Source organism: Pseudomaricurvus sp., from assembly GCF_965662505.1.
Classification (GTDB): domain Bacteria; phylum Pseudomonadota; class Gammaproteobacteria; order Pseudomonadales; family Cellvibrionaceae; genus Pseudomaricurvus.
On the sequence record NZ_CBFIHX010000044.1, the window covers coordinates 1 to 26,576 of the forward strand.

At 52.3% G+C, this 26,576-nt stretch carries 26 protein-coding genes; 20 read left to right on the forward strand and 6 right to left on the reverse strand.

Features of this window, described 5'->3' with window-relative positions:
- Window positions 1–941, reverse strand: a 941-nt coding sequence (gene dnaN, locus ACTG33_RS07965; protein WP_439134672.1) for a DNA polymerase III subunit beta, incomplete at its 3' end; no start/stop codon positions are given.
- Window positions 942–1,120: 179 nt separating this feature from the next.
- Entirely contained in the window at window positions 1,121–2,887 is a 1,767-nt protein-coding gene (dnaA, locus tag ACTG33_RS07970; RefSeq protein WP_439134673.1) for a chromosomal replication initiator protein DnaA, read from the reverse strand.
- Window positions 2,888–3,381: 494 nt separating this feature from the next.
- Here dnaA and rpmH point away from each other — a divergent pair, with 494 nt between their 5' ends.
- The 5 genes from rpmH to mnmE all read left to right on the forward strand — a co-directional run bounded on the left by rpmH (window position 3,382) and on the right by mnmE (window position 7,652).
- Window positions 3,382–3,516 carry a 50S ribosomal protein L34 gene (rpmH, locus tag ACTG33_RS07975; RefSeq protein WP_439134674.1) on the forward strand — a complete coding sequence of 45 codons (135 nt, stop codon included), beginning with the start codon at window positions 3,382–3,384 and terminating at the stop codon, window positions 3,514–3,516.
- A 132-nt stretch (window positions 3,517–3,648) separates the two neighbouring features.
- Entirely contained in the window at window positions 3,649–4,074 is a 426-nt protein-coding gene (rnpA, locus tag ACTG33_RS07980; protein WP_439134675.1) for a ribonuclease P protein component, read from the forward strand.
- Window positions 4,071–4,355, forward strand: coding sequence for a membrane protein insertion efficiency factor YidD (gene yidD, locus ACTG33_RS07985; RefSeq protein ID WP_439134676.1), 285 nt, complete (start codon window positions 4,071–4,073; stop codon window positions 4,353–4,355). Before rnpA ends, yidD begins: the two co-directional genes overlap by 4 nt.
- Window positions 4,356–4,402: 47 nt before the next feature.
- Window positions 4,403–6,151 (forward strand): membrane protein insertase YidC, encoded by a 1,749-nt coding sequence (gene yidC, locus ACTG33_RS07990; RefSeq protein WP_439134677.1) that lies wholly within the window; start codon window positions 4,403–4,405, stop codon window positions 6,149–6,151.
- Window positions 6,152–6,275: 124 nt separating this feature from the next.
- Window positions 6,276–7,652, forward strand: coding sequence for a tRNA uridine-5-carboxymethylaminomethyl(34) synthesis GTPase MnmE (gene mnmE / locus ACTG33_RS07995; protein ID WP_439134678.1), 1,377 nt, complete (start codon window positions 6,276–6,278; stop codon window positions 7,650–7,652).
- Window positions 7,653–7,708: 56 nt separating this feature from the next.
- Here mnmE and arsB read toward each other — a convergent pair whose 3' ends face one another.
- From arsB to ACTG33_RS08015, 4 genes are read right to left on the reverse strand one after another with little or no spacing between them, the layout of a single operon-like run.
- Window positions 7,709–8,722, reverse strand: a complete 1,014-nt coding sequence (gene arsB, locus ACTG33_RS08000) for an ACR3 family arsenite efflux transporter (RefSeq protein WP_439134679.1) — start codon at window positions 8,720–8,722, stop codon at window positions 7,709–7,711.
- Window positions 8,723–8,765: 43 nt separating this feature from the next.
- Window positions 8,766–9,506 carry an arsenical resistance protein ArsH gene (arsH, locus tag ACTG33_RS08005; protein WP_439134680.1) on the reverse strand — a complete coding sequence of 247 codons (741 nt, stop codon included), beginning with the start codon at window positions 9,504–9,506 and terminating at the stop codon, window positions 8,766–8,768.
- A complete protein-coding gene (locus tag ACTG33_RS08010; protein WP_439134681.1) occupies window positions 9,506–9,970 on the reverse strand; it encodes an arsenate reductase ArsC in 465 nt (154 codons plus the stop codon). Before ACTG33_RS08010 ends, arsH begins: the two co-directional genes overlap by 1 nt.
- An 8-nt stretch (window positions 9,971–9,978) precedes the next feature.
- Window positions 9,979–10,308: a metalloregulator ArsR/SmtB family transcription factor gene (locus tag ACTG33_RS08015; protein ID WP_439134682.1), complete on the reverse strand. Its 330-nt coding sequence runs from the start codon at window positions 10,306–10,308 to the stop codon at window positions 9,979–9,981.
- Window positions 10,309–10,949: 641 nt separating this feature from the next.
- Here ACTG33_RS08015 and mnmG point away from each other — a divergent pair.
- From mnmG to glmS, 15 genes are all read left to right on the forward strand, one after another.
- On the forward strand, window positions 10,950–12,839 hold the full coding sequence (gene mnmG, locus ACTG33_RS08020) for a tRNA uridine-5-carboxymethylaminomethyl(34) synthesis enzyme MnmG (RefSeq protein ID WP_439134683.1): 1,890 nt from the start codon (window positions 10,950–10,952) through the stop codon (window positions 12,837–12,839).
- Window positions 12,836–13,483, forward strand: coding sequence for a 16S rRNA (guanine(527)-N(7))-methyltransferase RsmG (rsmG, locus tag ACTG33_RS08025; protein WP_439134684.1), 648 nt, complete (start codon window positions 12,836–12,838; stop codon window positions 13,481–13,483). Before mnmG ends, rsmG begins: the two co-directional genes overlap by 4 nt.
- 81 nt (window positions 13,484–13,564) lie before the next feature.
- Window positions 13,565–14,359: a ParA family protein gene (locus ACTG33_RS08030; protein ID WP_439134685.1), complete on the forward strand. Its 795-nt coding sequence runs from the start codon at window positions 13,565–13,567 to the stop codon at window positions 14,357–14,359.
- A 147-nt stretch (window positions 14,360–14,506) separates the two neighbouring features.
- On the forward strand, window positions 14,507–15,442 hold the full coding sequence (locus ACTG33_RS08035) for a ParB/RepB/Spo0J family partition protein (protein WP_439134686.1): 936 nt from the start codon (window positions 14,507–14,509) through the stop codon (window positions 15,440–15,442).
- Window positions 15,443–15,699: 257 nt separating this feature from the next.
- Window positions 15,700–16,074: an ATP synthase subunit I gene (locus tag ACTG33_RS08040; RefSeq protein WP_439134687.1), complete on the forward strand. Its 375-nt coding sequence runs from the start codon at window positions 15,700–15,702 to the stop codon at window positions 16,072–16,074.
- A 174-nt stretch (window positions 16,075–16,248) separates the two neighbouring features.
- Entirely contained in the window at window positions 16,249–17,169 is a 921-nt protein-coding gene (atpB, locus tag ACTG33_RS08045; RefSeq protein WP_439134688.1) for a F0F1 ATP synthase subunit A, read from the forward strand.
- A gap of 64 nt (window positions 17,170–17,233) precedes the next feature.
- A complete protein-coding gene (gene atpE, locus ACTG33_RS08050; protein ID WP_439134689.1) occupies window positions 17,234–17,482 on the forward strand; it encodes a F0F1 ATP synthase subunit C in 249 nt (82 codons plus the stop codon).
- Window positions 17,483–17,533: 51 nt separating this feature from the next.
- Entirely contained in the window at window positions 17,534–18,004 is a 471-nt protein-coding gene (locus tag ACTG33_RS08055) for a F0F1 ATP synthase subunit B (RefSeq protein WP_439134690.1), read from the forward strand.
- A 12-nt stretch (window positions 18,005–18,016) separates the two neighbouring features.
- Window positions 18,017–18,553 carry a F0F1 ATP synthase subunit delta gene (locus tag ACTG33_RS08060; protein ID WP_439134691.1) on the forward strand — a complete coding sequence of 179 codons (537 nt, stop codon included), beginning with the start codon at window positions 18,017–18,019 and terminating at the stop codon, window positions 18,551–18,553.
- A 36-nt stretch (window positions 18,554–18,589) separates the two neighbouring features.
- A complete protein-coding gene (atpA, locus tag ACTG33_RS08065) occupies window positions 18,590–20,134 on the forward strand; it encodes a F0F1 ATP synthase subunit alpha (protein WP_439134692.1) in 1,545 nt (514 codons plus the stop codon).
- Window positions 20,135–20,233: 99 nt separating this feature from the next.
- Window positions 20,234–21,094 (forward strand): F0F1 ATP synthase subunit gamma, encoded by an 861-nt coding sequence (atpG, locus tag ACTG33_RS08070; RefSeq protein WP_439134693.1) that lies wholly within the window; start codon window positions 20,234–20,236, stop codon window positions 21,092–21,094.
- Between the two features lie 53 nt (window positions 21,095–21,147).
- The gene (gene atpD, locus ACTG33_RS08075) at window positions 21,148–22,524 is read left to right on the forward strand and encodes a F0F1 ATP synthase subunit beta (protein WP_439134694.1); all 1,377 of its coding nucleotides are present in this window, start codon (window positions 21,148–21,150) and stop codon (window positions 22,522–22,524) included.
- A gap of 83 nt (window positions 22,525–22,607) precedes the next feature.
- The gene (locus tag ACTG33_RS08080) at window positions 22,608–23,030 is read left to right on the forward strand and encodes a F0F1 ATP synthase subunit epsilon (protein WP_439134695.1); all 423 of its coding nucleotides are present in this window, start codon (window positions 22,608–22,610) and stop codon (window positions 23,028–23,030) included.
- A gap of 251 nt (window positions 23,031–23,281) precedes the next feature.
- Window positions 23,282–24,667 (forward strand): bifunctional UDP-N-acetylglucosamine diphosphorylase/glucosamine-1-phosphate N-acetyltransferase GlmU, encoded by a 1,386-nt coding sequence (gene glmU / locus ACTG33_RS08085; RefSeq protein ID WP_439134696.1) that lies wholly within the window; start codon window positions 23,282–23,284, stop codon window positions 24,665–24,667.
- A gap of 80 nt (window positions 24,668–24,747) precedes the next feature.
- Window positions 24,748–26,574 (forward strand): glutamine--fructose-6-phosphate transaminase (isomerizing), encoded by a 1,827-nt coding sequence (gene glmS, locus ACTG33_RS08090; RefSeq protein WP_439134697.1) that lies wholly within the window; start codon window positions 24,748–24,750, stop codon window positions 26,572–26,574.
- Window positions 26,575–26,576 lie beyond the last annotated feature (2 nt).

Below are 26,576 nucleotides of genomic sequence, written 5' to 3' on the forward strand. Positions count from 1 at the left end.
TGATCACCGGTGTAATCCACCGCCACCTGCTCTTCGGCCTCTTCCTGTTCCGGGTTGTTGGCCACAATGGTCAGCTGACCATCGGTCAACAACAGACGCACACCGCGGTACTTTTCGTTAGACAGAATGGCGGTACGGCCAAACGCCTGACGCAGCTCATTGCGATCACCAAAGACTTCTTTATTGCCGCCTTTCGGCAAGACTCGCTCGTAATCCGGAAACTTGCCGTCCACCAGTTTCGAGGTAAATGTATAAGCTTCTGTCGCCACGCGAATGTGATTGGCTCCCAGAATGACCTCCACACTGCCCTGACCATCCAGCAAGCGAGCCAGCTCAACCACGCCTTTGCGCGGCAAAATCGCCTGGGTCACATCGGAAGTAGACACAGACACGGCGCGGGTGCACATAGCCAGACGGTGACCGTCGGTGGCCACAGCGCGCAATTGCCCTTCTTGCACTTCCCACAACATGCCGTTGAGGTAGTAGCGAACGTCCTGCTGTGCCATGGCAAAGCCAGTACGATCAATCAGACGCTTGATGTCCTGCTGCTCACAGGAAAACTGCAGATCGCCAGGTCCCTGCTCAACATTGGGGAAATCGTTGGCTGGCAGCGTCGACAAGGTAAAGCGACTGCGACCAGACTTAAGAATAACTCTTTGATTTTCTTCAGAAAAATTCAATACAGCATCGTCCGGCAAGGAGCGGCAGATATCCACCAGCTTGCGCGCCGGAACAGTCAGCTCACCGGATTCACCGGCTTCAGGCAGCTGCACGCGAGCTACAATTTCGACTTCCAGGTCGGTCCCTGTCATGGAAAGGCGATCGCCTTCCAGCACAATCAGCACATTGGCCAATACCGGTAACGTCTGACGACGCTCCACCACACCGGCAACCAACTGCAAGGGCTTGAGTAATGCTTCACGTGGTACGCTGAATTTCATGGCTTGGTCTCTTAAAATTGGATCTGAGTAAGTTGAATTCATCCCGCTCTTAATTCAAACGGTTGTTTGATTTTTATCATCAATCGCAGTGATTGTGTTTGCAGACGTCTCCCCTCGATACGTCTGCTGCAGCCAGGCTTATTGCCACGCTATTGAACTCTTTATAAGACGCCAGAGGTTTAAGACGTAAGAGAACGCTGCAGGTTTTTCCAGTCTTCGCGCATATCGCCATCCTCTTCCCGAAGTTCTTTAATCTTGCGGCAAGCGTGCAATACGGTTGTATGATCGCGCCCCCCAAAAGCTTCGCCGATTTCCGGCAAGCTGTGGTTCGTCAGCTCCTTCGCCAGGGACATGGCCACCTGACGTGGGCGCGCCACCGAGCGGCTGCGGCGCTTGGATAAAATATCACTGACCTTGATTTTGTAATACTCGGCCACCACCCGCTGGATGTTATCAACGCTGACCTGTTTGTCCTGCAAAGCGAGCAAATCTTTCAGCGCCTCGCGCACCAGCGGCACATCAATTTCGCGACCGGTGAAGTGAGCGTTGGCAATGACCCGCTTCAAAGCGCCCTCCAACTCACGAACATTGGAGCGAATGCGCTGGGCAATAAAGAACGCGGCATCGTTGGGCAGCAACATATTTGCCTGATCGGCCTTCTTCATCAGAATCGCCACCCGGGTTTCCAGCTCCGGCGGCTCAATAGCCACCGTCAGCCCCCAGCCAAACCGCGATTTCAGGCGCTCTTCGAGACCATGAATTTCTTTAGGGTAGCGGTCACAAGTTACAATAATTTGCTGTCCACCCTCAAGTAACGCATTGAAAGTATGGAAAAATTCTTCCTGAGAGCGGTCTTTGCCAGCGAAAAACTGAATATCATCAATCAGCAGCGCATCCACAGAGCGGTAATAGCGTTTGAAATCGTTGATGGCATTCAACTGCAACGCTTTAACCATATCCGCCACAAACCGCTCGGAGTGCAGGTAAACAATCTTCGCATTGGGATTTTTGTCTGCCAGGGCATTACCCACCGCGTGCATTAAGTGAGTCTTACCCAGACCCACGCCACCGTATATAAAGAGTGGGTTATAGGCGCCGCCGGGATTTTCCGCCACCTGACGTGCCGCAGCCAGACCCAGCTGGTTTGACTTACCTTCGACAAAACTCGGGAACGTAAAACTCTGATTGAGGTAATTCCGGTGTTTCAGACCACCTTCGACTTCTACCGCTGTAGCCCGCTCGCCGGTATTGGCCGAGGTAATAATGCCCGAGGAAGTTGCGGTAGCACCGTAACCTGGCGCAGCAGTCTGACGCGCGCGGTCACGGTCGGACAAGCCCGCTGACGGATCCTGCGCATCGCCATTTAAAGGCAACTCTGGCTGACTCTGTTCTGAATAGCCGGGTTGCTGAAACCGATTATCCGCTGCAGTTCTGTTCTGAAAACCCGGGGGTTGAGAAACTGAACTTTGAGACCCAAAGTCCTGATAACCACCGGGTTGTCCGTTATAACTGTCGGCATCAACCTGTTGTGAACCATTGGGCGAAAAGCCAGAGGGTTGAGCAACGGCAGGACGCCCATCGAACCCGGTATGGGCACCCGGTTGCTGAACCGGCAAGCGCTGGTCGGTGCGGGGAGCTTGATTGGCCTGCACATTCAGCGGCTGCCGTGGACGTCGCTGATAGCGCGCACCAGCCTGGGCCGAACTGACGCCCAACTCAATATGAAAACCGAGTTGTGCGCCGTGCTCACCCGCCAATTCCTGAATGCGCCCCAGAAACTTGTCGTTCACCCAGTCCAGCACAAATCGGTTAGGGGCCAGCAACCTGAGATGCTGACCCTCTGACCCTTCATCAACCACCAGTGGTCGAATCCATGTGTTGAACTGCTGAGACGGCAACTCGTTCTGAAGAGCGTCCGCACATTTTTTCCAGATTAACTCTGGCAAATTACCCCCTCGACAACGACCCGGAGAGTCGTTGTTATACACCCGAAATTGTGAAATTTTATGCGTGGAAAAGCCTGTTATTCTACGCCCAATGCGCTTGGGTTATCCACACTTAAAAACGCTCAAACTTTAAACACATTTGGATTTTTATTTATTTTTCATAGAGTTACATAACTTATCGGAAATAAAAAAATCTCAAATTTGCGGGGGATAACCTAAAACTCTCAAACACCCTGTGGATAACCCTGTTAATATCCTGAGAGGAAGCTGGGCGTGGATTGTCGCTCGGGTTTGCTTATTGAAAAGCGCCGAAAAGTTAAACAGATAGGTCGATAAAGCATTGCTTTTGTGTGGTTAATTCTTTAGAATCGCGCCTCTTTTTTCGCGCTTGTGCTCATTTGTCCCTGAATTCCGGAGCAGTCATACCAGAATTCAAAAGTGAGAGGCTCGCGTAACCAGTTTGAACGTAAGACTCAATCGGCAAGGTAAGTCCCATGAAAAGAACATTTCAGCCCAGCGTATTAAAGCGCAAACGCGCCCACGGTTTCCGCTCACGTATGGCCAGCAAAAACGGCCGTCAGATTCTGGCTCGTCGTCGCGCCAAGGGTCGTAAAGAGCTGGCAGCTTAATCACGTTGCTGGCCTCTATATAAAGGAAAGGGATACTCAGAAGAAAGTGATCACCAATATCTTTCTTCACTTCTTTCCTTTATATACAGGCTCGGCTCCGTGACTCAAGTTCCGGTTTAGATAGGTCCTGGCGTGTCGAGCAAGACTTTATCGCCCAACAAGGCGTTCCCAAAGTCTCTCCGAATGCTCAACGCCAGCGACTATCAGGCTGTCTTTAATGACGCCCGTTTCAAAGCTTCTCATCAAAACCTTCTGATCCTTTCCAGATCCAATGCCTCTCCGGTTTCCGGCGGTGTGCCCCGTCTCGGCCTGGTCATAGCCAAAAAACATATCCGTTTGGCCGTACAACGCAACCGAATCAAGCGTATACTGCGTGAGACTTTTCGCCATCACCAACAGGAACTTGGCGGAATCGACGCTGTGGTGCTCGCACGACGCGGGCTGGATCAACTGGATAACGCGCAATTGCACAAACTGTTTAACAAGCAGTGGGCGCGCATAATAAAGAAGGCATCGCAAGCTGACACCAACACCGGTGACAGCCCAAAACGCACATGAAGATCATTGGGATAAAACTCATCCACGCGTATCGCTACCTGCTCAGCCCCTGGGTAGGCAACCAGTGCCGCTTTTACCCCACCTGCTCTCACTACGCTGAAGAAGCCATTGAACACTACGGTTTGCTAAAAGGGAGCGCACTTGCGGCCAAACGCCTGCTAAAATGCCACCCCTGGCATCCGGGGGGCATTGATTTTGTGCCCGGCACGGTAGAAGACCAAACACCCGAACAAGCGGATGATTCCGCAGAAGAGCTGGCGGCAGAGACACACCGCCACTGACACGATTTCAATAAACCCGACTTTAACTAACCACAACGGCAGTATTTATGGACTGGCAACGCACGATAATCTTGGGAGCTATTGCGGTAGTTTCCGTGGTATTGATCAATGAATGGGGCGATTTCCAAGAGCGCAACAAACCCGTTATCTCACAGGAAACGACGATTTCTCAGGCAACCCTGCCGCAACTGAGTGAGAACACCAGCAACTCGGTTCCGCAGCAATCCGCCGCACAGCAAACGGATAACGCCTCCAGCGTGGCCAGCGACATCCCGGCTCCCCGAGAAACGCAAACCACCGCCGATGTGACTCAAACCACCAGCGCTCAGAGCACACTGATCAGCGTCAAAACCGACGCCCTGGAATTTTTGATCGATCCACACGGCGGTGACATTGTTAAGGCCGCCCTGCCTAAGTACCTGGAGCAGATCGATACCCCGGATGAGCCGTTTATCCTGCTAAACCGCACCCAGTCGACCACCTACATTGCCCAAAGTGGATTGATTGGCCCCAACGCCACCGACACGTCAGCCGGTCGTCCGGTATTCCGTTCTGCCCAATCCTCTTACGAGCTGGCAGAGGGGCAGGACTCACTGAATGTGGACCTGACCTACCAACAGGGCGATGTCACCATTACCAAGCGCTTTGTCTTTAAACGCAGCGATCACTTGGTGGAAATGGAATACCACATCAACAACCAGAGCAGCAGTGATTGGAAAGCCACTCTGTTTGCCCAGATCAAACGCGACAGCCACAACCCGGTGGTGGTCGACGGCTTTGGTATGAAACCTTACCTCGGTGCCGCACTGACCACCCCGGACACCAACTACAAGAAGCTGGATTTTGAAGATCTGGCTGACGAGGATCTGGTGAACGTTGGCGGCTTTAAAGTGACACAGAACGGTGGCTGGGTTGCCATGGTTCAACACTACTTTTTGAGCGCCTGGATCCCGAATCAGGAAGAAGAGAACCACTTCTCTCTGCGCAAAGCCAAGGGCGATAACTACCTGATGGGTTACACCGGTCCACAGGAAACTGTAGCCGCTGGCAGCACCGGTGTTATCAGTGCTTCGTTCTACGCCGGTCCGAAAAACATCGACCGTCTGGAACAAATTGCTCCCTATCTCGACCTGACCGTGGACTACGGTTGGTTGTGGTGGATTGCCAAGCCACTGTTCCATTTCCTTAACTTTATTCACAGCATTTTGGGCAGCTGGGGCTGGTCAATTGTTGTTCTGACAATAATTATCAAAGCAGCATTCTTCAAGCTATCCGCCACCAGCTATAGGTCCATGGCGAAAATGCGCAAGTTCGCACCTGAAATGGCGCGCATGAAAGAGCTCTATGGCGATGATCGCCAAAAGATGTCTCAGGAGATGATGAAGCTCTACAAAAAAGAGAAAATCAATCCCTTGAGCGGCTGCTTGCCCATCCTGGTACAGATGCCCGTGTTCATTTCCCTGTACTGGGTATTGATGGAAAGTGTCGAGCTGCGTCACACTCCATTCCTGTGGTGGATTCAGGATTTGTCCGTAAAAGATCCGCTGTTTATTCTGCCGGTGATCATGGGTGTCACCATGTTTATTCAGCAGAAACTGAACCCGACGCCTCCGGACCCAACCCAGGCGCGAATCATGCAAATGATGCCGTTTGTGTTCACCTTTATGTTCCTGTGGTTCCCGGCCGGTCTGGTCGTTTACTGGGTCGTGAACAACACCCTGTCCATCGCTCAGCAGTACTTTATTACCAAACGTATTGAAGCGGGCGACGACAGCAAAGAGATCAAAAAGGCCTAAGCGGTTCGTCCCCGCCACACGCCAAAAGGCCAACTCCGCAAGGGGTTGGCCTTTTTTAGTTATAATGCCGTTTACACCATCATCCACTCTGTCGCTCCACCGTCGTCACAAGAGTAGCCATTGCATGTCAGACACCTCCAACACCTTTAATACGGACACCATCGCGGCGATTGCCACACCTCCCGGTAAGGGCGGGGTCGGTATCGTGAGAGTCTCCGGCGCAAAAGCGAAATCTCTGGCGGAGACCATCACCGGTCGCACTCTTAGCCCGCGCACCGCGCATTACGGCGCGTTCCTGGATGACACCAGTGATGCCATCGATGAAGGGTTAGCGATCTTTTTTCCGGGTCCCAACTCGTTTACCGGGGAAGATGTACTGGAATTGCAGGGTCACGGCGGTCCCATCATTCTGGATTGTCTGTTGCGACGGGTGACTGAGCTGGGTGCCCGTATCGCCAAGCCGGGAGAATTCTCCGAGCGGGCGTTTCTCAATGACAAGATGGATCTGGCTCAGGCCGAGGCCATCGCCGACCTGATTGAGGCCTCCTCCGAACAGGCCGCTCGCAATGCGGTGCATTCCCTGCAGGGGGCGTTTTCCAAAGAAATTCACGCACTGGTGGAAGCACTGATTCAACTGCGCATCTATGTGGAAGCCGCCATCGACTTCCCCGAGGAGGAAATCGACTTTCTCGGGGACGGCAAGGTGGCCGGCGATCTGCAGAGCATTCTCGATCAGTTGCAGAGGGTTAAACAGGAAGCCAAACAGGGTTCGATCATGCGCGAGGGGATGCAGGTGGTGATCGCCGGACGCCCCAATGCCGGTAAGTCCAGCCTGCTCAACGCCCTCTCCGGTCGCGACAGCGCCATTGTCACTCACATTGAAGGCACCACTCGCGACGTGTTGCGCGAGCACATTCACATCGATGGGATGCCGCTGCACATCATCGATACCGCCGGTCTGCGCGAGAGTCCTGACGAAGTGGAACAGATCGGTATTGAGCGCGCCTGGCAGGAAATCCACCGCGCTGACCGCATTCTGATGGTGGTCGACGCCACCACCACCGACAAAACCAACGCCGCGGAAATCTGGCCGGAGTTTGTCGGCGAGCTGAAAGACACCTCACACCTGACGCTGATCCTGAACAAGTGCGACCTTAAGCCGATGACCGGTGAACAGGAAGACACCGTGCACCCGGTGATCCCCCTGTCAGCCAAATCCGGCGAAGGCGTCGAACAACTGCGCAACCATCTGAAAGCCTGCATGGGCTTTACCGGCACCACCGAAGGCGGTTATACCGCCCGCCGTCGTCACCTGGATGCTCTCGCCCGCGCCGAAAACCTGCTGATCACCGGTCAGGATCAATTGCTGTCACTGGGTGCCGGTGAACTGCTGGCGGAAGACCTGCGTCAGGCGCAGAACGCGCTGGGGGAAATCACCGGGGACTTTACCCCCGATGAACTGCTGGGACGGATTTTTACCAGTTTTTGTATCGGTAAATAAGTATCTCTATTGGCCTCAAAACCAATGCAGGATGCAGTTAAAACCAGCCGGAGCAGTTAAAACCAATGCCGGGTGCGATTGGCAAACCACACCAGTGACAACATCACCGGCACTTCCACCAGCACACCCACCACCGTGGCCAGCGCCGCACCGGAGTGCAAACCAAACAGCGAAATCGCCACTGCCACCGCCAACTCAAAGAAGTTGGAGGTACCGATCATGCAGGCCGGTGCCGCCACATTGTGCGGCAACTTCAACTTTTTAGCGGCGAAATAGGCAATGGCAAAAATCCCGTAGGTCTGAATCAGCAGCGGGATGGCGATCATCACAATCACCAGTGGCCGCTCCAGAATGGTCTGCGCCTGAAAGCCAAACAGCAGCACAATGGTGGTCAATAGTCCGATCATCGACCAGGGCTTGAGTGTGTCCACAAAAGCATTCAAGCGGCTGTGATCATTGGCCCTGTCGAGCCGCTTGCGGGTGATGGCTCCCGCCACCAGTGGCAATACCACATACAGCACCACAGACAGCAGCAAGGTTTCCCAGGGCACCTGAATATCGCTGATGCCCAGCAGGAAGGCGGTAATCGGGGCAAAGGCGAAGATCATAATGATGTCGTTGATCGACACCTGCACCAGTGTGTAGTTGGGGTCGCCTTTGGTCAGCTGACTCCAGATAAACACCATGGCGGTGCAGGGTGCGACCCCCAGCAGAATCATGCCGGCGATGTATTCCTGCGCCGATTGCGGATCCACCCAGTCGGCAAACAGGCCTTTAAAGAACAACCAGCCCAGCAGCGCCATGGTAAAGGGTTTGATCAACCAGTTGACCACCAGCGTCAACACCAGACCTTTGGGCTTTTTGCCCACATCTTTGAGGGAGCCAAAATCCACCTGAATCATCATCGGGTAGATCATCAGCCAAATGAGCACCGCCACCACCAGATTGACGTGGGCGTACTCGATGGCTGCAATCTGCGAGAACAGCGACGGCGCCAGATTGCCCAACAAAACGCCGGCGCCGATACACAGCGCCACCCAGACCGATAAATAACGTTCAAAAAAGCCCATTATATTTACTCTTACTCTTCGTTGTGGTGAAAATGATGTCCGCCTAAAGCGAATTCTGATTGACCCGCTGCATCAGTTGCTCGGCGGTTTCCACCCGCTCTGAATAGCGATCCACCAGATAGTCGCTGTTATCGCGGGTCAGCAGAGTGAACTTCATCAATTCCTCCATCACATCAACGATGCGGTTGTAGTAGCCCGACGGCTTCATCCGACCATGCTCATCAAACTCCAGAAATGCCTTGGCCACCGACGATTGGTTCGGGATGGTGATCATGCGCATCCAACGACCCAGTACCCGCAGTTGATTCACCACATTGAACGATTGGGATCCGCCTTCTACCTGCATCACCGCCAGGGTTTTGCCTTGAGTGGGACGCACCGCCCCCAGCGACAGGGGAATCCAGTCAATCTGGGATTTCATAATGCCGGTCATGGAACCGTGCCGCTCCGGCGAGCACCAGACCTGGCCTTCGGACCAGATCACCAGCTCCCGCAACTCCTGTACCTTGGCATTCTGATCGTCCTCGCCATCGGGCAAAGGCAATCCTGAAGGGTTGAAGATTTTCACTTCCCCGCCCATACGGGTCAGCAGACGAGCGCACTCCTCCACGACCAGACGGCTGAAAGAGCGCTCTCGCAGCGAACCGTACAACAACAGAAAACGGGGTTTGTGCGTAGAGAAACTCCCACTGAACTGATCGCTGTCCGGTAATTGAAACTGGGCCTCATCCAGATTGGGCAGCTCGCTATCCAGATCAAGCGGGTTGGTGTCATCACGATTCATTATTGCGCTCCCAGAGACAGTAAGGCATCCGCCCACTGGTTGTTATCCAGCTCGGCGATCTTCATTAAGGCATCCACCCGCTCATTAATGAGCTGGATAGACTGACGAAAGGCTGCAGCGATTTCCTCATCAGAACCCTCAAGTTTCGAGGGATCTTCCAGCCCCCAGTGCACCTTGAGGGATTTTCCAAACCAGAGCGGGCAGGTTTCACCGGCGGCGGAATCACAGACGGTGACAACAAGATCGGGAGCAAACGCCTCGAACTCGTCCCAGGACTGACTTTTGAGTCCCTCGGTGGTGATCCCGGCTTCAGCCAGATACTTCAGAGATAAAGGATGCACTTTACCGGCGGGCTGACTGCCGGCACTGCGTGCCTCGATGCGTCCATCTGAGCGGTAATTGGTGATAGCCTCCGACAGAATACTGCGGCAGCGGTTGTGGGTGCAGATATACAGGACTTTCATAACTTCGATTACTCGCAAGTGGTGTCGCAGGCAGACGTTAATCGCGCAAGGCAGTCCGCCAGATACTCGGCATTGTGTTCAGCAGCCGTCCCAAGCACCTCTGTTGCCCAGTCCGGCAACAGCGGATGCAGGCGGTAATAGACCCACTTGCCCCGGCGCTCGTCCTCCAGCAGTTGGCATTTGCGCAGTTCCGCCAGATGACGCGAGACCTTGGGTTGGCTCAATTGCAATGCGGCCTGCAAATCACAGACACACAACTCCCCCTTCAGGCGAATCAGCAGCATCGATTTCAGACGGGTGTCTTCGGCTAAACATTTGAACAACGTCAGTGGTGACATGGTTGACCCTCAATACATACGATTAATCATATATATGGTTTTTCAAATATCAACCAATTATTCCATCAAGGGCTATACTTTTTAGGTCTGGTTGAATTTCCCGCAAATCACTCAATTCCACATCACTTACATAGGTTATCCACAATTACTCACAGGTTTATCCCCTAAGTTAATGAAAAATAAGTGATTTGAATCACTTTTAAGGGTCAATCCGTCGTTGCCTGTGGAAAAGCGCGGGGATTGCGTGAGTAAAAGCAGGGCATGGAATTGGGGATAACTGAGAAACCTCTTTCCCCTGTGCATAAGTGGCCTTTCTATCTCCAGCTTCTCAGCAGCTTTCGGTCAGCTAATACCGATTGCGTACCTCGTTTATACTTACTCTAACCTAATGTTTTTATTGAGATTTTATCGGTTATCCACTGAAAACAGGCTCACTATATATAACAACAACAACATACTTATATACCTTATCTATCTATATATATTTTTATTCTATTTATTTGTATAAGTTTGAATTGAAAAATAATTCGACGAAATTTTGAACAACGGACCCAGCCAACATATAATGTGCGCCCTTTTGAATCCGCAGCCTGTTTGACTGGGTCGTCATCTTGGGTTCGCCTGTCTCTGAGAGAATTTGTATGGATTACTCACAACGCTACGATGTGATTGTGATTGGTGGTGGTCACGCCGGTACTGAAGCCTCCCTTGCTGCTGCAAGAATGGGCTCGCGCACCCTGCTGCTCACACACAATATCGACACCCTTGGACAGATGAGCTGTAACCCCGCCATTGGCGGCATTGGCAAAAGCCATCTGGTGAAAGAAATCGACGCCCTCGGCGGTGCTATGGCGCTGGCCACTGACAAGGGCGGGATCCAGTTTCGCACCTTGAATGCCCGCAAGGGACCGGCAGTCCGGGCCACACGGGCTCAGGCAGACCGGGCACTCTACAAAGCGGCGATTCGTGAGATTTTGGAAAACCAGCCCAATCTGGATATTTTCCAGCAAGCGGCGGACGACCTGATTGTTGAGGGCGACACCGTGCGCGGTGTGGTCACTCAGATGGGCGTCAAGTTTTACGCCCCCACCGTGGTGCTTACCGTGGGGACCTTCTTGGGCGGCAAAATCCACATTGGATTGCAGAATCATTCCGGCGGTCGCGCCGGTGATCCACCGTCCATTGCTCTGGCCGATCGCCTGCGCGAACTGCCGTTGACCGTTGATCGCCTGAAAACGGGTACTCCCCCGCGCATCGACGCCCGCAGTGTCAATTTTGAACATCTGGACAAGCAGTTTGGTGACACGCCGATGCCAGTCATGTCGTACATGGGCAAGGTGGAAGATCATCCCGAGCAGGTGTGCTGCTGGATCACCCACACCAACGCCCGCACCCACGAGATCATCCACAAGGGGCTGGATCGCTCGCCCATGTACACCGGTGTGATCGACGGCATTGGGCCGCGCTATTGCCCATCGGTGGAAGACAAGGTGCATCGCTTTGCCGACAAGGATTCCCATCAGGTGTTTATCGAGCCGGAGGGGTTAACCACCCATGAGCTCTACCCCAACGGCATTTCCACCAGCCTGCCCTTCGACGTGCAATTCGAGCTGGTGCGTTCCATTGTGGGCTTTGAAAATGCTCACATCACCCGTCCCGGTTACGCCATCGAATACGACTTTTTCGACCCGCGGGATCTGAAATACAGCCTGGAAAACAAGTTTATCCACGGTCTGTTTTTCGCCGGTCAGATCAACGGCACCACCGGTTACGAAGAGGCCGGCGCTCAGGGGCTGCTGGCCGGTGCCAATGCGTCGCTGATGGCGCAGGGCAAAGAATCCTGGACGCCGCGCCGCGATGAGGCCTACATCGGTGTGCTGGTGGACGACCTGATTACCATGGGTACCCGCGAACCCTACCGTATGTTCACCAGTCGGGCGGAATATCGTCTGATGCTGCGCGAAGACAACGCCGATCTGCGTCTCACAGAGCAGGGGCGCAATCTGGGCCTGGTGGACGATGTGCGCTGGGAGTCTTTCTGCAACAAGCGCGAGGCCATTGCGCTGGAGCAGCAACGCCTCAAGGACACCTGGATTCAGGCCGGTAGCGAGGAAGCCAACTCCATCGTTGACCGTCTGAAGTCTCCGCTGACCCGCGAGTACAGTCTGCACGATCTGCTCAAACGTCCCGAACTGACCTACGCCGATGTGGGCAGCCTGAAAGGCGAACCTACCGAGAATCCGCAGGTTCGTGAACAGGTTGAGATCGATGTTAAATACGCCGGTTACATCGACCGTCAGCAGGAAGATATCAATCGTCTGCGTCAGCACGAGAACACCGCGATCCCGGCGGAGTTTGATTACAGCGTGGTCGAGGGCTTGTCCAACGAGGTGAAACAAAAACTCACGGAGGGTCGTCCCGAGACTCTGGCTCGAGCCTCCCGTATTCAGGGCGTGACGCCGGCGGCGGTGTCGCTGTTGCTGATCTACCTGAAAAAACACGGTCTGCTGAACAAGCGAGCGGCGGTATGACGGCAGTGGTCGCGGATAACCGCCAGGCACTGGCGCAGCGTCTGCTCGCCGGCGCCGGCAGCAAGGGCGTTGCTCTGAGTGAATTGCAGGTTGAGCGGATGCTTGAGTACATCGAGCTGTTCAACAAGTGGAACAAAACCTACAATCTGTCGGCGATCCGCGACATCGAATCCCAGGTGGATCGCCATCTGCTCGACAGTCTCAGTGTCGCCCCCCACATTGACGCCGATCATCTGATCGACGTGGGCACCGGCGGCGGTCTTCCCGGTATTCCACTGGCCATCCTGTATCCGCACAAACGCTTTACCCTGCTCGACAGTAACGGCAAAAAAGCGCGTTTTCTGTTTCAGGTGAAAACCCAGCTAAATCTGGACAATGTGCAGGTGGAAAATCGTCGAGTTGAAGCCTTTCAGCCCGATGAGCCCTTCGATGCCGTGATCAGCCGGGCTTTTGCCAGTCTCAAGGACATGACTGATGGTTGTCGTCACCTGCTCGGCGACGATGGCGTTTTTTACGCCATGAAGGGCATCTACCCCACAGATGAGTTGAGCGCACTGGAAAAAAACTATAAGGTTTCCCAATCTTATCCCCTGCAGGTTCCCCGCGAAGAAGGTGAACGTCACCTGCTGGTGCTGACCCCCTAAGCCGGGCGCGCACCTGGCGGTCGACGCTGTTTTTTCGGGCAGCCTGTGATTTACGCAGGATTCATTACGCAGGACACTGACTTGATAAAAAAATACGCCATTGCCAACCAGAAAGGCGGGGTCGGCAAGACCACCACCTGCGTTAACCTGGCAGCTTCACTGGTGGCCACCAAAAAACGTGTGTTGCTGATTGACCTCGATCCGCAGGGGAATGCCACCATGGGCAGCGGCATCGACAAAAGCGATCTCGAACTCTCGATTTACGAAGTACTGGTCGGTGCCTGCAAAGCCGAGGATGCTCTGGTGACCTCACCTTCGGGCCTGTATTCGGTATTGCCCGCCAATGGCGATCTGACCGCGGCCGAAGTGGAAATGTTATCCATGGACAGCAAGGAGCGGTTGCTGAAAAATGCCCTGGCGCCTCTGGAGGGGCAGTTTGATTACCTGGTGATCGACTGCCCGCCCTCGTTGAACATGCTGACCGTCAATGCCCTGACCGCCTGTGATGGTGTGATTATTCCCATGCAGTGTGAATATTACGCACTGGAAGGTTTGTCGGCTCTGGTCAACACGATCAATCAGATTCAGGATTCATTGAACCCCAGTCTGTCCATCGAAGGTATTTTGCGCACCATGTACGACCCTCGCAACAGCCTGACCAACGATGTTTCCGCCCAATTGGCGGAATACTTCGGTGATGCGCTCTACCGCACTTGCGTTCCCCGCAATGTGCGACTGGCCGAGGCGCCCAGCTTTGGCCAGCCAGCGCTGGCCTACGACCGTCAGTCCAAAGGCGCCATTGCCTATCTGGCGCTGGCGGGCGAAATTCTGCGGCGCAACGAAAACCTGCGTGTGGATGATGTGGTGCAGGTCTAGTTCTGAACTGACTGGGCGCCCGACTGGATCATCGCCCGGCGGCTGCGACTAAGACAAAACAGGTTACAACAGAGATCAGTTCGGCAGCCGGATTGACTCAACCCCACTTTCGATCAAATTGATTTAACGGACAGGATCAGACTTGCCATGGCAGCAAAAAGAAAAGGCTTGGGACGCGGCTTGGATGCACTGCTGAGTGGAGCCAAGGGAGCAGAGGCCAGCGAGGCCATTGCCGATGTCTCTACCTCGGAGTCGGAAGTCTCTGCTGAAGAACAGCGCGATGGCAAGCTGGCTCAGTTGCCGGTAGAGTTTATTCAGCGCGGTAAATACCAGCCGCGGCGGGATATGCAGCCTGAAGCTCTCGAGGAGCTGGCGGAATCCATCAAGGCTCAGGGCGTGATGCAGCCCATTGTGGTGCGTCAGATCGGTAAGGACGCCAGCGGGACCGAGAAGTACGAAATTATTGCCGGTGAGCGCCGCTGGCGAGCTACTCAACTGGCCGGCCTGGACAAGATTCCCTGTGTGATCCGCGATGTGCCCGATGAAGCTGCCATCGCGATGGCGCTGATCGAGAACATTCAGCGCGAAGACCTCAACCCCATGGAAGAGGCTTTCGCTCTCAAGCGCTTGCAGGATGAATTCGAACTGACTCATCAGGAAGTGGCTCATGCGGTGGGTAAATCCCGCACCACCATCACCAATCTGTTGCGTCTGATGTCGCTGACGGACGATGTCAAAATCATGCTCGAGCACGGCGACCTGGAAATGGGTCACGCCCGCGCCATGTTGTCACTGGATGCCGCCGAGCAGCGAGAAGTCGCTCGTCAGGTGGTGTCGAAAGGGTTATCGGTACGCCAAACTGAAGCGTTGGTGCGCAAAGTTCAGCAGGGACAACCGCAGGTGGCGGTGGCCGAGAAACCCAACAATTCTGACGTCCTGAAACTGGAAGAAGCGCTGGCGGAAAAAGTGGGTGTGCCGGTTTCCATTTCTCACAGTGCCAAGGGAAAGGGCAAACTGGTGCTCAGTTACAGCAGTTTGGACGAATTGGACGGTATCCTGAATCACCTGGGTTACACCCCCTGATAATCGATAATGTAGTGGTCGCCTCTTCTTTGAGCCACTAGATCTGGAGTTGGGGGTTGAATGTGTCGCTTTCATGCTGCGTAAATCCATGAAATGCGGAGATTTTAACGTGTATCCGCACCGGATTTAGGTTGATTGACGATGTCCTAAACCCTATAATTCGCGACGCCTGATTTGATGCCCTTTTGCGGGGTATGAAACGGGATAAACGGAGAGCTAACGGAGTGTTGGCCACGAGCGTTACCAGAGAAGTCGCCTTGGCTAATATCAAACGACCTCCAATCTACCGAGTTACCGCAATCCAGAGTCTGGTGTTGTTGTTGATAAGCGGTGGATGGAGCTTTATCGATACTATCGTCGCCTGGTCTATACTGGCTGGCGGGGTTATCGCTGTCATCCCACATCTCTATTTTACCGTTTATGCTTTTCGCCATATGGGAGCGCGCGCATCTCGAGAGATTGCTCGCTCTTTCCATCGGGGTCTGGCGGGCAAGTTTGTGTTAACTCTGGCGGGGTTTGCCTCCGTGTTTCTGGTGTTCCCGGCCAAACCGCTGGCCGTGTTTAGCGGTTATATCACCATGCTGTTTTTACAGTGGTTTTTGGTGGCGAGGGTTGTCAGCCGTCGGCTTTGAAGAGTAGAGACGGGATTCGGTTGTGTGTTTTTGACACGATTTGTGAAAAAAAATGTTTAGCTATCTGTCGTAAAAAACAGGTCTTAAAGAGTTCTAAAAGCAGTCTTTGCGTATTTCTCAAGCGCAGAGAAGGGTTTTAAAACTTTTTAAAACTTAAAGGTGCTTGAGAAAACTATGGCAAGCGAAGAACTCACTCAAACGGGTTATATACAACACCACCTGCAGAACATGGCTTATGGCAAGTTGCCAGAAGGTTACGTTCGCGCTGATGGCAGTGTTATGGAGCAAACCGCCTGGACTTTGGCGCACTCTTCTCAAGAGGCGACAGATATGGGCTTTTGGGCAATTCACCTGGATACGCTGGGCTGGTCTATTGGTCTCGGCTTGATCTTTGTTCTGTTGTTTTCACGTGCAGCTAAAAAAGCGACATCTGGCGTGCCTAGCGGCTTGCAGAGCTTTGTGGAATTGATTGTTGAGTTTGTTAACAACATCGTTGCCGATATTTTCCACCACAAGAACCGTATGATTGCCCCTATGGCCTTGACCATTTTTGTCTGGGTCTTCCTGATGAACCTGATGGATTTGATTCCGGTGGATTGGTTGCCGGTAGCTGCGGCCCAGGTGTCGGGCGACCCACATCTGTTCTTTAAAGTGGTGCCGACTACCGATGTCAATGCCACCATGGGCATGGCTCTGACGGTGTTTATCTTGATGATTTTCTTCAGCATCCGAGCCAAGGGATTACTGGGCTTTGTCAAAGAGCTGACTATGCACCCTTTCCACACTGGTAAGTGGTACATCGATTTTACCGTGCTGCTGCCCATTAACTTTCTGCTGGAAACGGTTGCGCTGATTGCCAAACCAATTTCACTCGGTCTGCGTCTGTTCGGGAACCTCTATGCCGGTGAAATGATCTTCATTCTGATTGCATTGATGTACAGTGCCGGTCTGGTAATGGGGCTCTTTGGTGGCGTACTGCAGTGGGCCTGGGCTGTGTTCCACATTCTTGTGATTACTCTGCAGGCGTTTATCTTCATGGTGTTGGCCACGGTCTACATGGCCATGGCGCACGATGACCTCGATGAGCAACACTAATTTACTGATTCTTTAACCCTTAACTTTTCAATTTAAAACTTAACTACACTACTAGGAGAAACTCATGGACAACATTGGTCTGGTTTATATGTCTGCTGCTCTGCTGATTGGTCTGGCTGCTCTTGGCACCGCCATTGGCTTCGCCCTGCTGGGCGGCAAATTGCTGGAAGGTTCTGCCCGCCAGCCAGAGCAAGGCCCTGCCCTGCAAACCAAAATGTTCCTTATGGCTGGTCTGCTTGATGCTGTGCCGATGATCGGTGTGGGTATCGCCATGTACCTGATCTTCGTTATCGCTCCGGGCCTGGCAGGTTAATCGACCCCCCCTTTGCTTGTCTTTCAAATTCTTTAAGCAAGAGGTGTTGGTGTGAATATCAACCTTACTTTGATAGGCCAATCGATAACCTTCATTGTGTTCATTTTGTTCTGCATGAAGTTTATATGGCCTGCGCTGATTTCCATTATGGAAGAGCGTGAAAAGAAAATCGCCAACGGTCTGGAAGCTGCTGATCGTGCTGACAAAGATCTTGAGCTGGCTCAGAAACGAGCGACTCAACAACTGCGTGAAGCAAAAGAAGAAGCAGCGGCAATTATTGAGCAGGCTAATAAGCGTGCTAACCAGATTGTTGAAGAAGCTAAAGGTCAGGCTGTCGCTGAAGGCGATCGTCTGAAGGCTGCGGCTGAAGCACAAATCGAACAGGACGTTAACCGCGCGAAAGAAGAGCTTCGCGGTAAGGTTGCGGCGTTGGCGTTGGCCGGTGCAGAAAAAGTACTGGGCGCGTCTATCGACGAGAATGCTAACAGCGAACTGGTAAACCAGTTAGCCGCCAAACTGTAAGTGAGGTAAAACATGGCCGAACTTACTACTTTAGCCAGACCTTACGCAAAAGCTGCTTTTGAATCCGCCCTGGCGGCGGATCAATTGCAGCAGTGGTCTGACATGTTAAATCTCGCGGCTGCGGTATCGCAGCATGACGGTATGGTTAAGGCACTGCTCTCTCCAGCCCTGACTGCAGATGAGAAAGCTCAGGCTTTCGTTGATGTCTGTGGTGATGAGCTGAATGAAGGCGGTGCAAACCTCGTTAAAGCTCTGGCCGATAACAAGCGTTTGACACTTCTGCCTGAAATTCAGCAGTTGTTTGAGATGCACAAAGCCCAGCGCGAGCAAACTGTCGATGTGGAAGTGACCACAGCGTTTGAGTTATCCGGCGAACTGCAAGATAAATTGGCGAAGGCACTGAGTGCCAAGCTGGACCGTGTAGTGACTTTATCCACCGCGGTGGATAAGGCAATTTTGGGTGGCGCCCTGGTACGTGCAGGCGACACAGTAATTGACGGTTCGGTGCGTGGTCGTTTGACCAAGCTCGCCGAAGCAATGAACTCCTAATCCGGCGAACGCCGGGCAGGAATTGAGGAACAGAGCATGCAGCAACTGAATCCTTCTGAAATCAGTGACATTATCAAGCAGCGCATCGATGGTCTCGATGTTTCTGCCAAAGCCCAGAATGAGGGCACCGTCGTTTCTGTAACCGACGGTATTATTCGTATTCACGGTCTGGAAGACGTGATGTACGGTGAAATGGTCGAGTTCGAGGGCGGTGTCTTTGGTATGGCACTGAACCTTGAGCGCGACAGTGTTGGTGCGGTTGTACTGGGTGATTACGAAGGTGTGGCAGAAGGCCAAACCTGTAAGTGTACCGGTCGTATTCTGGAAGTACCTGTTGGTGACGAGTTGCTGGGTCGCGTTGTAGACGCACTGGGTAACCCTATCGACGGTAAAGGTCCTGTAGGACACAGCAAAACCGACGCCATCGAAAAAATTGCTCCAGGCGTAATTGAGCGTAAGTCTGTTGACGAACCCGTTCAGTTTGGTCTGAAGTCTGTTGATGCCATGGTACCTGTAGGTCGCGGTCAGCGTGAGCTGATCATTGGTGACCGTCAGACCGGTAAAACAGCAATTGCTGTTGATGCCATCATCAACCAAAAAGATTCCGGCATTAAGTGTATCTACGTTGCCGTTGGCCAGAAAGCTTCTTCTATTGCGGCTGTTGTTCGCAAGCTGGAAGAACACGGCGCAATGGATCACACCATTGTCGTTGCCGCAACCGCCTCCGATCCTGCAGCGATGCAGTTCCTGGCTCCGTTTGCCGGTACGACCATGGGTGAATACTTCCGTGACCGTGGTCAAGATGCTTTGATCATTCACGATGACTTGACCAAGCAAGCCTGGGCATATCGTCAGATCTCCCTGTTGCTGCGTCGTCCGCCAGGTCGTGAAGCTTATCCTGGTGACGTATTCTACTTGCACTCACGTCTGCTGGAGCGCGCTTCCCGCGTTAACGCCGAGTACGTTGAAAAATTCACCAATGGTGAAGTGAAAGGCAAAACCGGTTCTTTGACCGCACTGCCAATCATTGAAACCCAGGCTGGTGACGTATCCGCGTTCGTACCAACCAACGTGATTTCCATTACCGATGGTCAGATCTTCCTGGAAACTGACATGTTCAACGCCGGCATCCGTCCTGCAATGAACGCCGGTATTTCGGTATCTCGTGTAGGTGGTTCTGCTCAGACTAAAGTGATCAAGAAACTGTCCGGTGGTATTCGTACTGCTCTGGCTCAGTATCGTGAATTGGCGGCGTTCTCTCAGTTCGCTTCTGATCTGGATGCGGCGACCAAAGCTCAGCTGGATCACGGTGAGCGTGTCACCGAGCTGATGAAACAGAAGCAATACGCACCACTGAGCATCGCTGAGATGGGTGTAATCCTGTACGCAGCCAACGAAGGCTACCTGCAGGACGTTGAAGTTGCCAAGATCGGCAGCTTCGAATCTGCCCTGCTTTCTTACATGAACAGCGAGCACGCTGATCTGATGAAGAAAGTGAATGATTCCGGTAACTACAATGACGAAATTGAGTCCGGTTTCAAAGCAGCCCTGGAAAAATTCAAGTCTTCCCAGACTTGGTAAGCAGCATTGTTAGGCGCTTTGGATGAATCTGGTCAATAGCATGAAGCTGAAGCGCTTAGCGAAAACTGACACTATTTTGAATTTTTTTGGGAGCTGGTAATGGCAGGCGGAAAAGAAATACGTACTCAGATCACGAGTATTAAAAATACGCAGAAAATCACCAGCGCCATGGAAATGGTTGCCGCGAGTAAAATGCGTAAAGCGCAGGACCGCATGCAACTTGGTAAACCTTACGCCCAGCGTATTCGCTCGGTGGTAGGTCATATCGCCAACGCCAATCCGGAATACAAGCACATGTATCTGGAAGAGCGTGAAGTAAAGCGTGTTGGCTTTATTCTGGTTTCCACTGATCGTGGTTTGTGTGGTGGCTTGAACGTTAACTTGTTCAAGCGCGCTATCAAGTCCATGAAAGAGTGGCACGGTCAGCAGATCGAAATTGATCTGTGTTTGATTGGGGCAAAAGCTGCCGCCTTCTTTAATAGTTATGGCGGTAATGTGGTTGCTGCAGTTCGTGATCTTGGTGAAGAACCAAGCGTTGCCGATTTGATCGGTAGCGTGAAAATTATGCTCGACAGCTATGCCGAAGGAAAAATTGATAAGTTGTTCCTGGTGGGCAATGAGTTCGTGAATACCATGACTCAAACACCCCAGGTGGATCAATTGCTCCCTCTGGAAGCTGACGATGATGAGAAGCTGCAACACAGTTGGGATTACTTGTACGAACCAGATGCTGAGACTTTGCTAGATGGTTTGTTAACTCGTTACATTGAGTCGCAAGTGTATCAGGCTGTTGTGGAAAATAGCGCATGTGAAATGGCTGCTCGTATGTTGGCGATGAAAAACGCCACCGATAATGCGGGCGACCTCATTGATGGTCTGCAGTTGGTTTACAACAAAGCCAGACAGGCTGCGATTACGCAGGAACTGTCAGAGATCGTTAGTGGCGCTTCAGCAGTTTGATCGAGCGTTTGACAGAATTTGAATTCTAAACTTTTGTAATTGAGGATCCGGAAATGAGTAGCGGACGTATCGTACAAATTATTGGTGCCGTTATCGACGTGGAATTCCCTCGTGACTCCGTACCTAAGGTATATGACGCCTTAACTGTGACTGAAAAGGGTCTGACTCTTGAAGTTCAGCAGCAGTTAGGTGACGGCATGGTGCGCGCAATCGCAATGGGTTCTTCCGAAGGTGTAAGCCGTGGCTTGACCGTCGAGAACACCAACGCCCCAATCTCTGTACCTGTAGGTGCTGAGACTTTGGGTCGTATCATGGATGTATTGGGTAACCCGATTGATGAAGCTGGTCCAATCGGTGAGAAATCCCGTGCAGCCATCCATCGCAAGGCTCCTGCCTATGACGAGCTGGCAGCGTCAGAAGACCTGTTGGAAACCGGTATTAAGGTTATCGACCTGGTTTGTCCTTTCGCCAAGGGTGGTAAGGTTGGTCTGTTCGGTGGTGCCGGTGTTGGTAAAACCGTAAACATGATGGAGTTGATCAACAACATTGCAAAGGCCCACAGTGGTCTGTCTGTATTTGCGGGTGTTGGTGAGCGTACTCGTGAAGGTAACGACTTCTACTACGAGATGGAAGAGTCCAACGTACTGGACAAAGTTGCCATGGTTTACGGCCAGATGAATGAGCCCCCTGGAAACCGTCTGCGCGTAGCACTGACCGGCCTGACTATGGCTGAAAAGTTCCGTGACGAAGGTAAAGACGTACTGTTGTTCGTCGATAACATCTATCGTTACACCCTGGCGGGTACTGAAGTATCTGCACTGCTGGGTCGTATGCCTTCTGCGGTAGGTTATCAGCCAACTCTGGCTGAAGAGATGGGTGTTCTTCAGGAGCGTATTACTTCCACCAAGACCGGTTCTATTACCTCGGTCCAGGCGGTATACGTACCTGCGGATGACTTGACTGACCCTTCTCCTGCGACCACCTTTGCTCACTTGGACTCCACTGTTGTACTGAGCCGTGACATCGCCTCCAAGGGTATCTACCCTGCGATCGATCCACTGGACTCATCTTCACGTCAGCTGGATCCGCTGATCATCGGCGAAGAGCACTACTCTATTGCCCGTGGTGTGCAATCGGTTCTTCAGCGTTACAAAGAGCTGAAAGACATTATTGCGATTCTGGGTATGGATGAGCTGTCAGAAGAAGACAAGCAAACTGTATCTCGTGCTCGTAAGATCGAGCGTTTCCTGTCTCAGCCTTTCCACGTAGCTGAAGTATTTACCGGTTCACCTGGTAAGTACGTTTCCCTGAAAGATACCCTGGCTGGTTTCAGCGGTATTCTGAAAGGCGACTACGATGACCTGCCTGAGCAGGCCTTCTACATGGTTGGCAGCATCGACGAAGCGGTAGAGAAAGCTAAGAAGATGTAAGGGGCGATCGCTGTTAGTGTATCAACAGCGATCTAACTCTGGTTGTGGCTAGCTTTTCCACAACCTGAAACGAGGCGAGAAATATGGCTATGACTGTCCACTGTGACATCGTTAGCGCAGAAGAAGAGATCTTTTCCGGTTTGGTGGAGATGGTAATCGCTGCGGCTACGGAAGGTGACGTAGGTATTACCTATGGCCACGCCCCGTTGCTGACAGCTCTCCAGCCTGGCCCTGTTCGTGTGATTAAGCAGGACAGCACCGAAGAGGTTTTCTTCGTATCCGGCGGCTACCTTGAGGTTCAACCCTATCAGGTGAGTATTTTGGCGGATACCGCACTGCGTGCTAATGATATGGATGAAGCTTCAGCTCTCGAAGCCAAGCGCGAAGCTGAGCAAGCACTGACTAATCAGAACAGCGATTTTGATTACAGCCGTGCATCTGCTCAGTTGGCTGAAGCCGCTGCGCGCCTGCGTACCATTCAGGCAATGCGTAAAAAGTCGGGTTAACCGGTTTAGAGCGTGGTTGCAGGAACAGCATGCAGGACGAAAAAGGGTAGCATTTAGCTACCCTTTTTTTATGGCATTTTGTGTTAGATTGTAAGCCCATGAACTGAGATGTAATGGATTGGGTGCAGTAAAACCAGGCGTCATATAAAACTTCTTTTTTTATACCGATCTGTATCAATGACTGCGCTGCACCTTGCAATCTGAGGCTCTGAAGGCAGCTGGAGCATCAATCGACAGGAAGAGATAAAACGATGTTAGATATTGTGGTACTTGCTGCGGGTAAGGGAACCCGTATGAAATCCAGTTTACCGAAAGTCTTGCACCCTGTTGCGGGCAAGCCAATGTTAGGCCATGTGCTGGATTGCGCCCGCAGCCTGAATGATGGAGAAAGCTCCGTTAATCGTGATACCCGTTTAAATGTGGTGATCGGTCATGGCAGTGAACTGGTGGAGCAGCAATTTGAAGCGGACGATGTCAGCTTTGTTTATCAGCATGAACAGTTGGGAACCGGCCATGCGGTACAACAGGCGTTGCCCAATCTTAGAGCTGGCGCGGTCGTTCTTATTCTATACGGTGATGTTCCACTGATTCAGAGCGACACACTCAGCAAACTGATTGCCGCTGTTAATGAAGAATCCATGGGCCTGTTGACGGTTGAGTTATCCGACCCTACTGGCTACGGACGCATCATTCGAGACGAACAGGGACGAGTCACTGCGATTGTTGAACAGAAAGACGCCAATAAAGAACAGCTGGAAATTAAGGAAGGTAATACCGGCGTTATGGCGGTGTTGGCGGATGATCTGCTGCGTTGGTTGCCGCAACTGTCTAACGATAATGCCCAGAGTGAATATTATCTCACCGACATCATTGCCATGGCACAGCAGGAAGGCAAGGTTATCGTTGCTGAGCACCCGGGCAGTGAAAACGAAGTACTGGGTGTGAACAACCGTCAACAGCAAGCTGTACTTGAGCGCTTCTTTCAGCAGCAATGCGCCGAGCAATTGATGACCGATGGCGTAACACTGATTGATCCGCTTCGCTTTGATTGCCGTGGGAATCTTACCGTCGGCCATGATGTTACGATTGATATCAATTGTATTTTTGAAGGTGACGTCAGTCTGGGTAATAACGTGGTGATTGGCGCTAACTGTCAATTGATTAACTGTACCATTGCCGATGGTACTGTGATCAAGCCTAACAGTATTATAGAAGAAGCAACTATTGGTGAAGCGTGTGATGTTGGACCCTTTGCCCGAGTGCGACCCGGTACTGTTTTGGCGAGAGGTGCGAAGCTGGGCAACTTTGTGGAAACCAAAAAAGCCAACATTGGTGAAGGCAGTAAAGTGAATCACCTCACCTACATTGGCGATTCTGATATAGGCAAAGGTGTTAACGTCGGTGCAGGTACCATCACCTGCAATTACGACGGTGTGAATAAATTTAAAACCATTATAGGCGACGACGCCTTTATTGGTTCGAACAGCAGTCTGGTCGCACCGGTGAGTATTGGTGCAGGCGCCACCGTTGGTGCAGGTTCCACTATTTCCGGCAACGTGGGGGATCACGAGCTCGGCGTGGCCAGAGGTAAACAACGAAATATCCAGGGATGGAAACGACCCACCAAGCAATCATAAGCTTTAGCATCGTTAGATGCTGGCGGGTGTTTTTAGTGATTCAGTCAGATTAACTGCGTACAGCAGATGGAAACCAAATTATGTGTGGAATTGTCGGCGCGGCAGCCCAGCGAAATGTCACCAAAATTTTAGTAGAAGGATTAAAGCGCCTGGAATATCGGGGCTATGATTCCGCCGGTATCGCCGTGATTGACAACAGCGAACTGGTACTGCGCAAAGCGTTGGGTAAAGTGTCTGAGCTGGAAGATAAATGCATCAATAACCCGGTAAACGGTGTCGTCGGTATTGCTCACACCCGCTGGGCGACCCACGGTAAACCGTCTGAGGTAAATGCCCACCCGCACTACTCCGATCATATCGCCGTCGTGCACAACGGCATTATCGAAAACCATGCGGAATTGCGTGCTAATTTACAAGGTAAGGGTTACGAGTTCCTGTCGGAAACCGATACCGAAGTTGTCGCGCATCTAATTCACAGTCTGTACGAACAGTGTGGCAGTCTGAAACAAACCCTGCGTAAAGCCATTACCTATTTTGACGGTGCCTACGCGCTGGGTGTGGTGTCCACAAAAGAACCGAATACCATTGTGTGTGCTCGCAGTGGCAGCCCGCTGGTGCTTGGTGTAGGGATTGATGAAAATTTTATCGCGTCGGATCAATTGGCATTGCGTCAAGTTACCGATCGTTTTATCTATCTGGACGAAGGTGATCTTGCAGAAATTACCGCGGACTCTATCGATATTTTTGATGTGGATGGCAACGGTGTCGAGCGTGAAACGGTCCAACTGACAGACGCGGAAGAATCCGCGGATAAAGGCGAATACCGTCACTACATGCTCAAGGAAATTTACGAGCAAGCCACCGTGTTGCAAAACACATTGCAGGGGCGCGTCAGTAAAACCAGCGTGCTGGAAGAAGCCTTCGGCACTGAAGCCAAAGCGATTTTTGATCAGGTGGAATCCATACAGATTCTTGCCTGCGGAACCAGTTTTCATGCGGGTATGATTGCCAAATACTGGTTTGAAGATTGGGCCGGTTTGCCTTGCGCCGTAGAAGTGGCCAGTGAATACCGTTACCGAAAAACAGTAGTTCGCCCCAACACCTTGTTTGTCACCATTTCTCAGTCCGGTGAAACCGCTGACACCCTGGCGGCTTTGCGCAGCAGTAAAGAATCCGGTTATCTCGCCAGTCTGACGGTGTGCAACGTTGCCAACAGTTCTTTGGTGCGTGAATCCGATCTGCGTTTGATGACATTGGCAGGGCCAGAAATTGGCGTGGCTTCCACCAAAGCTTTCACCACACAGTTGGTCGCGTTGCAGTTATTGGTAATTGCGCTGGGTCGTCGCGGTTGTTTAACGGCAGAAAAAGAAGCCGAGCTGGTTTCCGGTTTATTGCAACTGCCGGAACTGTGTCAGCAGGTTTTGGATCTGGATGCTCCGATACAACAGATGAGCGAAGCGTTTGCCGAAAAGAATCACGCTCTGTTTTTAGGTCGCGGTGTACAGTTTCCGGTGGCTTTGGAAGGTGCGCTCAAGCTCAAAGAAATTTCCTATATTCACGCTGAAGCCTACCCTGCCGGTGAATTAAAGCACGGTCCGCTGGCGCTGGTGGATAGCGATATGCCGGTGGTTGCGGTTGCGCCAAACGATGAATTGCTGGAGAAACTGAAATCCAATCTGGAGGAGGTTCAGGCTCGCGGTGGCAAGCTGTTTGTCTTTGCTGATGCCGAGTCGGGTTTCATAAATGATGACAGTACCACGGTTCAAAGTTTGCCACATGTGCCGCTAAATATTGCACCGATTATCTACACTCTGCCCTTGCAACTGCTGTCCTATCATGTGGCGGTATTGAAAGGCACCGATGTGGATCAGCCGAGAAATCTGGCCAAGTCGGTCACGGTAGAGTAAGG